This is a genomic window from Stenotrophomonas maltophilia (genome assembly GCF_003970865.1).
In the GTDB taxonomy this organism is placed as follows: domain Bacteria; phylum Pseudomonadota; class Gammaproteobacteria; order Xanthomonadales; family Xanthomonadaceae; genus Stenotrophomonas; species Stenotrophomonas maltophilia_AR.
Genome location: NZ_RXLZ01000096.1, coordinates 1 through 11472, shown reverse-complemented (window position 1 = coordinate 11472; position 11472 = coordinate 1). Strand labels below are relative to the sequence as shown.

The following is an 11472-nucleotide window of genomic DNA, read 5'->3' as shown; positions in this document are numbered from 1 at the left end:
TCTGGTCAGCATGGGTTAGACATCGGAGCAAGTGGCGGGCGGCGCTGTGCCCAGATGAGATGAGAGTGTGGCTGCGTCTCCGTTGTATATGTGTTTTTTCGTAGCACACGGCGCACCGCGAGGCCTTACCGCGTAAGATCGTCGGCAGGGTCAGTTGGGTATAAGGGACCGGCCAACGGCTGAGCCCTTCGTGGTGGGTGGTATCCGAAGGCAAAGCCGTGTTTGGCCGGGCGGGGTGGATTGCGCAGGGGTCGCTGCAAGTACCCCTCCGGGGCCCGGCCCAGCCGCTGGCGGCTGTGCGTTCAGGCGCTTGCGAAGCAGTGCTTCGCAAGCAAAGCGCCTTCACCCCTGTAAGCTCGGTCGCCGCATCCATGCGGCTCACGCCCCTGCGCAACCCACCCCGCCCAGCCACGGACAGATTCCGGTGTGCCCACCACGGAAGAAAGAAAAGAAGAGCAGGAGCGGATCGCGCGCTGCGCGCGCTCCATGGCGCGTTGCCAAGGCGGTCTGGAGTGAAGCCCCTTCTGTTGAAGGGGCGCGCCGAAGGCGGGGATAGAGGAAGAATGCGTGGGCAGCTGCTGTAGCGCTGGCGCTACAGCAGTTGCCGCAGCATGGCCTTCAGGCGTCGCCCTTCCAGCTGGAAGTAATCGCGCTGTTCGCGCCAGGCGGGGAAGCGTTGTTCCACTTCGTGCCAGAACGCGGGCGAATGGTTGGGCTGGATCAGGTGGCAGAGCTCGTGCACCAGCACGTACTCGAACGCTTCCGAACGACCGAGCACCAGGGCCAGGTCCAGTGCCATGCTGCCGTCCGGGGCCAGTGAGCCCCATTGCGAGGACATCACCTTCAGGCGCAGGCGGCTGGGTGCGCGCGGCAGGGTGGGCAGGTACTTCGGCAGCCAGCGGCCGACATCGGCGCGGGTCTGTGCTTCGTAGAACTCACGCAGCAGGCGGCGCAGGGTGGCGTCACCACCACGGGTCGGCCATTGCACGCAGGCGCCGTGTGCGTCGATCTCCAGGCGCGCGTAGCGGCCTTCCTGCCAGCGCAGCGGCAGCAGTTCGCCACGCAGGGGCAGCACGCCGTCTTCGCCGGGCTGCAGCGGTGCCGGCAGGCCCTGGCCCTGGTACTGGCGCAGCTGCAGTGCCAGCCAGTCGCGGTGCTGTTCCAGGAAGCGTTCGCCCATCACCAGGCTTGCGCGCAGCGGCAGGGTCAAGCGTGCGCCGCGTTCGTCCACGCTCAGTTTGATGCGGCGCGCACGCGGATCACGCACGCGCAGTACCTCGATCTCGGCATCCTCCAGCCGCAGACGAACGGTGTCGCGCTGTACGGTGGCGGGCGGGGTCGGGCTGATCAGGCGGCGCAGCAGACGGCTCATGCGTCCAGCATAGCGCCGCTTCGGGCCGCCGGATGACCGGCGGCCGTCGGGCTGCCTGTTCAGTCAGCCTTGCTGAGCTTGAAGGCTTCTTCCAGCAACAGGAACAGGCGGCGGATCTCGGCGCTCTGCAGGGCGAAGCGGGCGTCGAACTCGGCGCGGCGGCCGTCTTCGTCGGCATGCTCCAGCTGGTCCAGGGCGCCGTCGAGGAACTTCAGCTTGCGCACGATCAGGTCGTCGCCGATGACGAAGGACAGGTTGTCCTCGAAGATCAGCGCCAGCTTGGTCACCTGCTTGCCGGCGTCCAGGTGCTTGTCGATCTCGTCGCAGCGCAGTTCCTGGTGCTGGCACTTGACCACCGCGCCGCCTTCCACCGGGTCCTTCATCTCGCACTCTTCGCCCAGGCTCAGCCCGGTCGGCAGCGGCTCGCCGGCAATCCAGCCGGTCAGGATCGAGCGCGGCGCGACTTCGGCGTTCAGCGGCATCGCCGGGAAGCTGCCGAGCAGGCCGCGGATATCGGACATGAAGTACTCGCCGGTCTTGCGGCTGGAGGTATCCACCGCCACGTAACCGTGCTGCAGGTCGATGAAGGCGTCGTTGCGCGAGGACTTCACGAAGGCGCGCGGCAGCAGTTCATGCAGCAGGTCGTCCTTCATGCGCTTGCGCTCGCGGCCACCCGGGCGGCGGCCTTCCTTCTCCTCGATCTCCTCCAGCTTGCGCTCGAGCAGGTCGTTGACCACCGCCGCCGGCAGGATCTTGTCCTCGCCGCCCACGGTCAGCCACAGGTGTTCGGCGATGCGGTGGGAGAGCAGTTCCTTCTCCTCGCGGCCGAACGGCGAGATGAAGCCGCGCGAATTCATTTCCAGCGCGCCGACCGGCTTCAGCAGGGCGTGCGGCAACAGGGTATCGACTTCGGAAAAATCGGTGGTGGTCGGGAAACGGAAGAACGTCAGGTTGCGAAAGAACATGGAATTCCGGATGGCAAAGAGGAAGGGCGACCGACCTTAAACGGTGGGCGTCTCGGGATCTGCGTCGGCGTCGGCCGGGGAACCGGCCAGCCAGGCATGGGCGTCAGGCAGCGGCGCGTCGTCGCGACGGCCCAGCGCCATGAAGTCGAACAGGGTGGTGTCGGCCAGCTGCGAGGGCCGGACTTCGCCCATGGCGCGCGCGATCTGCTCGATGCGGCCCGGGTGGTCCTTCTCCCACTGCTTCAGCATCAGGCCGACCTGGCGGCGCTGCAGGTTCTCCTGGCTGCCGCACAGGTTGCAGGGAATGATCGGGAACTGGCGTGCCTGCGCGTAGTCGACGATGTCGCTCTCGCGCACGTAGGCCAGCGGCCGGATCACCACATGCCTGCCGTCGTCGCTGCGCAGCTTCGGCGGCATGCCCGACAGCTTGGCGTGGTGGAACAGGTTCATGAAGAACGTGGCCACCATGTCGTCGCGGTGGTGGCCCAGCGCGATCTTGGTGAAGCCATGGATTTCGGCGTAGTTGTACAGCGCACCACGACGCAGCCGCGAGCACAACGAGCACATCGTCTTGCCTTCCGGAATGACCCGGCTGACCACCGAATAGGTGTCCTGCTCGATGATGTGGTACGGCACGCCCAGGCCTGCCAGGTATTCCGGCAGCACGTGCTCGGGAAAGTCCGGCTGCTTCTGGTCCAGGTTCACCGCCACCAGCTCGAACGGCACCGGCGCCTTCTTCTGCAGCTGCAGCAGCACGTCCAGCAGGGTGTAGCTGTCCTTGCCGCCGGACAGGCAGACCATGACCTTGTCGCCGGCCTCGATCATGCCGAAGTCGGCAATCGCCTCGCCGACCTGGCGGCGCAGGCGCTTGGCAAGCTTGTGCTGCTCGCGCTCGGCCACACGCGGATCGCGGGCGGCGCGCGGCTGGGGATCGGGGAGGGAAATCACGGCACTCATGGGCTCCATTCTAACGGCTCGGAGCGGCCACGGCCGGGGGTCGGGATTCCCCTCTCCCGGCAGTCATCATCGCTGTGTATGCTCGGAGGCTGTGGACACCTACAGCCCCGCCGAGATCGTCGAGCACCTCGCCGCCCTGCGCGCCGAGCACCGCCTGCTGGATGAACAGATCACCCGCATGGCGGCCAACGGCGAGGATGAACTGGAAGCCAAGCGCCTGAAGCGGCGCAAGCTGCAGCTGAAAGACTGCATCGCCAGGCTGGAAAGCCTGCAGATTCCCGACGAACCAGCCTGAGGCCGGGTTTGGGTGGGGGCCAACTCTGGTTGGCCTACTGCTCTGGTGGGTGCCAACCTTGGTTGGCACGGCTGGAAGGTGTGCGGACCAAGGTCCGCACCTACCCACAAGGTTCCCACCCGCCGGGCAGGACCCGGCGTTGCCTTCAATCCTGCGGCGCCGGCTCGTCCGGGCGTGCCGCTTCCGGGCTGACCCGTTCGATGGTGTGGCGCAGCTCGCGGCCGAGAATGAACTTGGCGTCCTTGGCCCAGGCATCCAGGCGCTCGTCGAACAGCAGCTTGCTGTTCTCGTCCGGCCACACCAGGCGCAGCTCGCGCAGCTTCTGGATGAAGCCACGGAACAGGGTGCGGTCGAAGAACTCCGGCGCAGCCGGTGCATAGAGCAGGCTCAAACGCTGCGCCGCCTGCTGGCACAGGCTTTCCAGCTCGGCCGCACCCAGCACGCCCGGGCCGTTCTTCACCAGCACCGAAATGGCGATGTAGTAGCGCTCGAACGCCTGCTGCAGTGAATGGCCGATCGCACGCAGGCGGAACACCTCGTCGGTCTGCCCGGTGTTGCGCGCCAGGATGCCACCGTCGTCATCGTTGACGTTCTGCAGCAGGCCTTCGCGCACGAACACGTCGATGGTCTGGTCGATGCGCTGTGCGAACTCGTCCTCGCTCCACGGCAGGAACAGCTCGGCCTGCAGGAACGGGTACACCGTGCGGCCCAGCTGGACCAGGCCGGTACGGCTCATGCGGCGGTTGTTCTGGAAGCAGCAGGCCACCCACGACGAGGCGGTGAACAGGTGCAGCACGTTGTTGCGGAAGTAGCTCAGCAGCACCGCGGTATCGCCGCTGACGCTGAGCACATCGCCCAGCGGGTGCTTGATGCGGGTGAGGACGTTGATTTCCTCGGCGTGGGCGATGATCCGCTCCGGCGAGTGCGGGGTCACCGTCACCCGGTCCGAATACGGCATCTCGACCAGCAGCGTCTTGCACAGCTCGATCTGCGCGATCAGGTCGGCCTCGCCCATCGCGTGCTTCGGCGTGGACAGCAGGGCCAGCGCCAGCAGGTTGATCGGGTTCACGTCGGCGGCGCCGTTGATACGCACCTGGATGCGCTCGGCCAGCGTATCCACCGTGGTCGACAGCCACGCCGGCTTCTCGTCCTCGGACACCGCCTCGCCCTTCCACTCCGGCGCCTTCTCGGCCAGCACGTCGTTCAGTGCGATCGGTTCGCCGAAGTTCACCACCACCTGGCCGTAGTTCTGCTTGAGCACCTTGGGGATGCCCCACAGCAGCGACCAGATCGATTCCTTTTCCTTCGGCCGGCCGGACAGTTCGTCCAGGTAGCTGCCGCCCTCCATCAGCTTCTCGTAGCCGATGTAGATGGGCTGGAACAGCACCGGCTTGCGCGGCTGGCGCAGGAACGCACGCAGCGTCATCGAAATCATGCCGCCCTTGGGCTGCAGCAGTCGGCCGGTACGCGAGCGGCCGCCTTCGACGAAGTACTCCAGCGAGTAGCCACCGGCCACCAGCTGCGCGACGTACTCACTGAGCACCGCCGAGTACAGCGCGTTGCCACGGATCGAGCGGCGGATGAAGAAGGCACCGCCCTTGCGCAGCAGGGTGCCGACCACCGGCAGGTTCAGGTTGATGCCGGCCACGATGTGCGGCGGCACGATGCCACGGTCGTACAACAGGTAGGACAGCAGCAGGTAGTCCATGTGGCTGCGATGGCTGGGCACGTAGACCACTTCGTGGCCCGGTGCGGCGGCCTTGAACTTGTCCAGGTGGTGCACCAGCACGCCCGCATAGATGCGGTTCCACACGTGGCTGAGCATGAAGCTGGCCGAGCGCACCACCGGGCTGGAATAGTCCGCGGCGATTTCCCAGGCGTAGGCGTGTGCCTTCTTCCAGGCATCGGCCGGCTTCGAGTTGTCGCGCTTTGCCTGCGAGGCGATCGCTTCGCGCACCGGTTCGGCGGCCAGCACCTGGTCCACCAGCAGGCGCCGCGTCGACAGGTCAGGGCCGATCACCGATTCACGGATGCGGCGGAAATGCGTACGCAGCACGCGCTGCAGCTTGCGTACCGTGCGCTCCGGCTCCAGGCCTTCGTCCACGGTGCTGCGCAGCGAGATCGGCGGCGCGAAGCGGACGATGGTACTGCGGCCGTTGAGCAGCACCGCCAGCAGGCGGCGGAAGCGGCCGACCAGCGCCCAGTTTTCCGAGAACAGCACGGCGAACCAGCCGCTCTGCTTGTCCGGCGCGCGGCCGACGAAGATCGACACCGGCACCAGGTGCACGTCCAGGTCATCGCGCACACGATGGGCCTGCAGCACCTTGGCCAGCGAATCGGAGTGGGTCTTTGCGCCACGCTGCTCGGGGATCAGCGAGTTGCTGGAGCTGCGCCGCGACAGCGCCAGGTAGGCGCGCTTGCGGCCGGTCGGGTCACCGGCCAGCGGCACCAGCGGCGACGGCAGGCCGGCCTGGCGGCAGGCCTTGTCCAGGATCAGCGCGTTGGACAGGCCGTAGTCTTCCAGCACGTACATGACCGGGCGGCCATCGTTGTACTGGCCCGGGTCTTCCGGCTCGATCTTCAGCGACAGCCACGGCTCGACCAGGCGGCCCAGCAACCGCGCCCACAGCGGGCGGCGGCCCGCCGGACGCGCGTGCGCGGGCGGCGGTACCGGGTTCGGGCCGGTACCGGTCGAGGGGGACGCCGGCACCGTATCGGCGGGCGTCGACTGGGATTCTTCGCCGGGGAACGGCAGCGGGTTCTGTTTCGACATCGGCGCCATTATGGCTTAGGCGGCGGCGTTGCCGCTTCCCCACCCTCGGCGGGGGCTTCAGCCGGTGACGGCGACGCAGCGGCGCGGACCGCATCGGCCTTGCGCAGCAGGGCGTCGGTATCGGCCAGGGTGCGGGTCAGGTACCAATGGCCCTCGCGGCGGCTCAGCGGCAGCTGCAGGGTCATTTCGCGGCCAGCCAGGTCGTAGTGCAGGCGTACCAGCGCATTGTCGCCCTCCACCGAGAGCAGCTCACCGCGCACGCTGCGCAGCGCGTCGTCCACGCCCAGCCCGTAGCTGCCCAGCACGGCCTTGAGGGTATGGATGAAGGGTGCCAGCTGCTGCAGGCTGCCTTCCATGCCCGCGGCCTGCATGCCAGCCTCATCGTCGAAGCCGACCTTGCCGGCCGCGCCGACCAGCGCGGCGATGGTGCTGCGCGCGCGGGCACGGTCACTGATCGGTGCCCCCTGCGCCCAGCTGGCGAGGGTTTCCACCAGGGCGATGTAGTGAGCCTGTTGGCCGGGCGTGTAACCCTTCTGGTGGCGCAGGTACTGCACGCCGAAGTTGCCCATCGACTGCGCGGCCTGGCGCACGGCACCGGCCTGGCCGGCCAGCTGGCGGTCGAAGCTGCGTTGCAGTTCGGCGCTGGCATTGGGCGTGCGCAGTGCGGCCAGCATCGGCAGCAGCTGGTCACCCAGCGGCAGCTCGGTCAGCGGCCACTGGCTGTGGCCCTCGGCCCAGGCCTGCTGCAGCCGCTGGTACTGGCTTGGCGGTACCGACAGCTTTGCGTAGCCGACCAGATCGTCTTCGGCCAGGCGCAGGGCCATCGCCTGCACCGCCGCAACCGGTTCGGCCGCCGGCCTGGCCGGATCGTTGGCCGATTCACGGCAGGCGGTCACGGCCAGCAGCAGCATGGCTGCCAGCCCCCATCCACGCGCAGACCTTCCTCGCACTGCCACGCTCATGCACTCGGACTCCCCGGACCGGTCCGCATCTTGCGGCCTGCGACGTGACAGCGGCAAGCCGGGACGTCACGGTTTCCGTTGTTGCTTATGCAAGTCACTGATGGGAATAAAAAAAGAGCCGGGATCACGGGGATCACAGGCTCTTCAAGCCGGCGCAGGGCCGGTGGACAGTGTTGTGGCACATGTCCGGCCCGAGGACCGGATGGCGGCGATCCTACGCTGCCGCTGAAGTTAAGGCAACACTTCACGTAGTGCAGCCTAAATTATTGATTTTATTGATAATCTTCATGCCTGGCATGGAGACGATGAAATCTACGGCAGGTTTTGCGGCGATTCGGGCACAACCGCTTGCTGGACGGATGCAAAAACGCCACCCCGCGCGGGTCGGGATGGCGTTCGAGCCTGCAGCCTGCGCAGCGGAATCTCAGCGCGCAGCCAGCGCCGACGCGATTTCCTGCTGGATGGCCCGGGCCGCGGCCTGCGGATCGGCGGCCAGGCGGATCGGGCGACCGACCACGATGGCATCGGCGCCATCGGCAAAGGCCTGGGCCACGCCAACGGTACGCTTCTGGTCATCGCCGGCCGGGCCGCCGGGGCGGATGCCCGGGCAGACGATCGAGAACCCGGCGCCGGTAGCGGCGCGGATCGGGCCGGCTTCCTGCCCCGAGGCGATCACGCCATCGATGCCGGCGGCCTGGGCAGCCAGCGCGCGCTCAACCACAACGTCGACCGGTTCACGATCGATGCCCATCTGCGCCAGGTCCGGACGGCCCATCGAGGTCAGCACGGTCACCGCCAGCAGGCGCATGTCACCGCTGTTGGCGGCGGCGCAGGCTTCCATCATCGTCGGGTGCCAGCCGTGGATGGTGGCGTAGCTGACCGGCCACTGCGACAGGCGCTTGATCACCGCCGCGGCAGTGGCCGGGATGTCGAAGAACTTCAGGTCGACGAACACGCGCTTGTCGCGGCGGGCCAGCTCGTCCAGCACCTGGAAGTACTCGCCGGAGGCGAGCAGTTCCATGCCGATCTTGTAGAACGCCACGCTGTCGCCGAGGCGATCGACCCACTCCAGCGCCTGCACGCGATCAGGCACGTCCAGCGCGAAGATCAGGCGCTCGTCATCGCGCAGCGGCAGCGGCGCGCGGCTCACGGTGCGTAGTCCAGGGCGGCGCGCTTGGCGTCGTGGCGGGCCTGGCGCGACTGGCTGTAGTCGTTGTTGAACTGCGCCGGCTCGAAGCCGCCGTAGGTCGGGTTCGGCAGCATCCACCAGCGCTCGCCGAACCAGTCGTGGTACTGCTGCAGCAGGGCGTCACGGCCTTCATTGGTGTTGGCGGTCACTTCCACGAAGTCGCCCAGCTGGTCACCGAACTGCATCAGCACGCGGTACTTCTGCCCGGCCAGGCGGCGGCGGCAATTCTTCTCGCTGCCGGCCTGCTCACAGCCTTCGACCACGGTACCCAGGCCCAGGAACACGCTGTCATCGGCCACCGGCAGGCCCTGCTCGCGCAGGTTGGCCAGGGTCGCGTCCTTCAGGTGCACGGCACGGTTGGAGATGTACAGCAGGGTCACGCCCTTGGCGTTGGCGGCCTTGGCGAAATCAACCACGCCCGGAATGGCCTTGGCCTTCTTTTCGGCCACCCACTGGTCCCAGGTCAGCTCGTCGTATTCCTTGCCGTCGCGGACCAGGCGCGCCTGGTAGGGCGAGTTGTCCAGCACGGTCTCATCCACGTCCAGCACCACGGCCGGCTTCAGGCCCTTGGCCTCGTTGCCGCGTTCTTCCGGCACCAGCGCATCCCAGTGGGCTTCCTTCAGCGCGGCATCCAGGTGGTCGGCGGCGGCACGGTAGGTCTGCTCGGTGATCGCCTTGTACTCCTGCGCACGCTGCATCCACAGCACCGCATTGAGGTTGTCGTTGGCAGTGGCATCGAGCGCGCCATCGGCCTTGGCAGCGGCGGCCGGGGCCTCCGGCGCAGTGGCTTCGGCGGCAGGCGCATCCACGCGCTTGCAGGCGGACAGGCCCAGCGCCGCGGTGGCGAGCAGGGTCAGGGACAGGGAAACGGGACGACGCATGGATTCACCGGCAATCAGATATACCGGCGCATTTTACCGGCAAAGCCGGCCCGGGGACGGCTATGCTTGGCGGTTGACCCGTTGCCCTTCCGGAGGCCGCCATGACCGATTCCGCCCAGACCCCCGACGTCCCCCTGCTCGACGCCGTGCAGGCCCGCCTGCTGGGCTGCCTGGTGGAGAAGGAGGCGACCACCCCGGACACCTACCCGCTGACGGTCAACGCCGCCCAGTCGGCCGCCAACCAGAAGACCGCCCGCGAGCCGGTGATGAACGTCGACGCCGGGAGCGTGCAGCACGCGCTGCGCCAACTGGAGACACTGGGCCTGGCCCGCCAGCACTTCTCCTCGCGCGCAGACCGCTACGAGCACCGCCTGCAGGCCGTGCTGGACCTGACCCGGCAGCAGACCGTGCTGCTGGCGATGCTGCTGCTGCGTGGGCCGCAGACCCTGGGCGAACTGGTCACGCGCAGCGAGCGCCTGCACCGCTTTGCCGACGCCGACGAAGCCCGCCACGCCATCGAGCGCCTGCAGCAGCGCGCGCTGCTGGTGGTGTTGCCGCGCGCCAGCGGCCAGCGCGAAGACCGCTACATGCACCTGCTATGCGGTGAAGTGGATGGCGCGGCGCTTGCGGCCAGGTACGCCAGCAGCGGCGGTGGCAGCGATGCGGCCGATCCAGGCCTGGCCGAGCGCGTGGCCCAGCTGGAAGCGGCCGTGGCCGAGCTGCAGGCGCAGCTGGCCGAACTGCGCGGTAACTGAGGCGCAGCCGCAGGGTAGTGCCGGCCACCGGCCGGCACCCCCTCGGGACCAATCCGCCCGGGACCGATCGGCGGTTCAGCAGCCTCCCACTCTCAGGAAGCCATCGCAGTTCGCAAGCGCGCGCACGCCCCATTCCTCCATCGTGTACTGATTGGTCAGCTGGCTGCCGTTGTTGCGCACACACCTGACATCGACGTAGCACTGCGTGCCGGGTCGTCCATCAATACGGTTGACATGGCAACTGCGGCTGGCTGATGACGCGTTCCACGCGCCCTGGCAGGCCTGCGTGCTCGAGTGCGGTGAGAGGTCACTCATCTGGGGAAGCGTGAACGCAGATGCAGACGCGGATACCACGCTCAACAGCATCGTCGTGACCAAAGGCATGAGCTTCATGAGAACTCCTGGAGCTTCCGGGTTTCGGGAATGACCACAGCGCTGCCCAACGCAGCAGGTGGGTCATCTCATGAAACCCGGAAGCATCGGCGGCGAACCGGACGACTCGCCGGTTTATCGCCAAATGCAAGAATCCTCATTCGGCTTGTCCAGATGCGTCATGCCCCCCGATGAGTACCGCCACCGCACCCGGCGTGGCATACAGCCGACTCGGGCTGTCCACGCCCGGCAGCTGGATCACCCCGCGCTCCTGCATACCCAGGCCCAGCAGGATCTTCCCGGACACCACGTTGTCCAGATCGGTAATGCCATACAGATCCTGCAGGCCCAGCCCAGCGCGCGCATGCGCGAACACCGCCCGCGCCGCCTCACCGGCATAGCCCTGCCCGGCGAATTCCGACAGCACCGCATAGCCGATATCCGGCCCCGGCAGGCCATCCCGCCGCACCAGCCCGGCATTGCCCAGCCAGGCACCATCGGCCAGCCGCTCGATGGCATACATGCCATAGCCATGCAGCGCATAGGCCGGCAGTACCCGCATCGCCGCGTAGTCGCGCGCCTCCTGCTGCGTACGCACGCCACGATCACCGATGAAGCGCACGAAGCCCGGATCATTCAACAGCGCCAGCATCTGCCCCGCATCACGCTCCGGATCGATCCGGCGCAACCGCAGACGTTCGCTTTCAATCGGATGCACGCGCAGACCTCCAACCGAAAGCCCGATTGTGCCTCAGCCCCCGGCTGCTGTTGCTTTTGATTTTCTTTTTTCTTTTCCGTGGCTGGCGCGCACGGAACCTGTCAGAGGCCTGCCCCTTATTCCAATTTCCAAGCCACCGAAACGTACTCCTACCTCATATTCCGCTTTTGTCTTGACAAACAACAAAAACAGTAACTAGATATCGCTAACCAATAATCAGGAATAACAACAAA

11 protein-coding genes are annotated in these 11472 nt (G+C 67.0%); 2 read left to right on the top strand and 9 right to left on the bottom strand.

The annotated features are described in order from the left end of the window. Positions 1–592: 592 nt before the first annotated feature. The 3 genes from EKL94_RS21035 to ttcA are packed head-to-tail and all read right to left on the bottom strand — an operon-like array spanning position 593 to position 3294. Positions 593–1372, bottom strand: coding sequence for a M48 family metallopeptidase (locus EKL94_RS21035; protein ID WP_106551166.1), 780 nt, complete (start codon positions 1370–1372; stop codon positions 593–595). Positions 1373–1431: 59 nt separating this feature from the next. Then, entirely contained in the window at positions 1432–2337 is a 906-nt protein-coding gene (locus EKL94_RS21030; protein ID WP_005411825.1) for a recombination-associated protein RdgC, read from the bottom strand. A 36-nt stretch (positions 2338–2373) separates the two neighbouring features. Continuing rightward, entirely contained in the window at positions 2374–3294 is a 921-nt protein-coding gene (gene ttcA, locus EKL94_RS21025; RefSeq protein WP_185830069.1) for a tRNA 2-thiocytidine(32) synthetase TtcA, read from the bottom strand. Between the two features lie 91 nt (positions 3295–3385). Here ttcA and EKL94_RS21020 point away from each other — a divergent pair, with 91 nt between their 5' ends. Beyond that, positions 3386–3589 (top strand): YdcH family protein, encoded by a 204-nt coding sequence (locus tag EKL94_RS21020; protein ID WP_005421068.1) that lies wholly within the window; start codon positions 3386–3388, stop codon positions 3587–3589. A gap of 145 nt (positions 3590–3734) precedes the next feature. On the opposite strand, the gene plsB is transcribed toward EKL94_RS21020, so the two are convergent. The 4 genes from plsB to EKL94_RS21000 form a co-directional block, all read right to left on the bottom strand. After that, on the bottom strand, positions 3735–6371 hold the full coding sequence (gene plsB / locus EKL94_RS21015; RefSeq protein ID WP_049436179.1) for a glycerol-3-phosphate 1-O-acyltransferase PlsB: 2637 nt from the start codon (positions 6369–6371) through the stop codon (positions 3735–3737). Then, entirely contained in the window at positions 6371–7324 is a 954-nt protein-coding gene (locus EKL94_RS21010) for a hypothetical protein (RefSeq protein ID WP_126930506.1), read from the bottom strand. The genes plsB and EKL94_RS21010 overlap by 1 nt, the downstream gene beginning before the upstream one ends. A gap of 424 nt (positions 7325–7748) precedes the next feature. Then, on the bottom strand, positions 7749–8474 hold the full coding sequence (gene pyrF / locus EKL94_RS21005; protein ID WP_126930505.1) for an orotidine-5'-phosphate decarboxylase: 726 nt from the start codon (positions 8472–8474) through the stop codon (positions 7749–7751). Beyond that, positions 8471–9394 (bottom strand): 5'-nucleotidase, lipoprotein e(P4) family, encoded by a 924-nt coding sequence (locus EKL94_RS21000; protein ID WP_126930504.1) that lies wholly within the window; start codon positions 9392–9394, stop codon positions 8471–8473. Before EKL94_RS21000 ends, pyrF begins: the two co-directional genes overlap by 4 nt. 101 nt (positions 9395–9495) lie before the next feature. On the opposite strand from EKL94_RS21000, the gene EKL94_RS20995 reads away from it, so the two are divergent. Continuing rightward, positions 9496–10149, top strand: coding sequence for a YceH family protein (locus EKL94_RS20995; RefSeq protein ID WP_126930503.1), 654 nt, complete (start codon positions 9496–9498; stop codon positions 10147–10149). 75 nt (positions 10150–10224) lie between these two features. On the opposite strand, the gene EKL94_RS20990 is transcribed toward EKL94_RS20995, so the two are convergent. Next, positions 10225–10542, bottom strand: coding sequence for a hypothetical protein (locus EKL94_RS20990; protein WP_024958820.1), 318 nt, complete (start codon positions 10540–10542; stop codon positions 10225–10227). Between the two features lie 136 nt (positions 10543–10678). Further along, positions 10679–11239 carry a GNAT family N-acetyltransferase gene (locus EKL94_RS20985; RefSeq protein WP_126930502.1) on the bottom strand — a complete coding sequence of 187 codons (561 nt, stop codon included), beginning with the start codon at positions 11237–11239 and terminating at the stop codon, positions 10679–10681. Between the last annotated feature and the right edge of the window lie 233 nt (positions 11240–11472).